Source organism: Paraburkholderia silviterrae (assembly GCF_004353915.1).
GTDB lineage: Bacteria > Pseudomonadota > Gammaproteobacteria > Burkholderiales > Burkholderiaceae > Paraburkholderia > Paraburkholderia silviterrae.
Genome location: NZ_SMRP01000079.1, coordinates 1 through 675 on the forward strand (window position 1 = coordinate 1; position 675 = coordinate 675).

The 675-nt window shown below is 61.0% G+C and carries 2 protein-coding genes; one reads left to right on the forward strand and one right to left on the reverse strand.

Annotated features, from left to right (window positions below; all coding sequences use genetic code 11):
• Positions 1-384, reverse strand: a 384-nt coding sequence (locus EYW47_RS41540) for a hypothetical protein (RefSeq protein ID WP_205710256.1), incomplete at its 3' end; no start/stop codon positions are given.
• Here EYW47_RS41540 and EYW47_RS40595 point away from each other — a divergent pair.
• Positions 361-675: CHAD domain-containing protein (locus tag EYW47_RS40595; protein WP_133200414.1), on the forward strand; the 315-nt coding region annotated here is incomplete at its 3' end. The genes EYW47_RS41540 and EYW47_RS40595 overlap by 24 nt on opposite strands.

Here is a 675-nt window from a genome sequence, read left to right on the forward strand (position 1 = left end):
TGACATCGCGATTTGCCCAAATGGGCGCTCGCATTGCCAGTTGGCCGGTTGAGTTGTCCACTCTGCGCGGTGGAGATGATTTCCCGGTGACATCAGTTGCGACGCTGATGTGCCGCTGTATCTGGTGCCATCAAGAAGGATCTCGACAGGCGTCAGGGACTCGTAATCGGGCGCTATCATGCCAGGAAGGTGCTCCGCAACGTGTCGACCGTAGCCAGGCACCGCAATGCCGTCAACTGCCGGCTCAGGCGCGCTCATCCGGGTTACATTGGTGGGAACTGAAATGAGGGCGGCGGGGGCAAAGCGAATACCGTGACGACGCGTAACGTCCGCCGTCGTGAAAACTAACCGGAAGCGCGAATGAGCCACGGGGATCTGAATCAACTCGCACTACCTGAGCCGTCGGCCGTGGCAGCCTTTGGGACGTTGGCAGAGCCGCTCGTCGCCGAAGCGCTGGCGCAGGCAGACGCGATTGTCCGCGCCCCCTCTGCCGAAGGGCTCCATCAGCTGCGTGTTGCCCTGCGCCGGTTAAGATCGCTATGGTGGTCATATCGGCCGCTATTGGATGCCGGTGAGAATTCCCGGCAGCGTGAACTCTTCAAGTCTCTTGCCGATACCGCCGGAAAGGCGCGCGACTACGACATCCTGATCGAGCTCCTCCAGCTGCAACGCGAA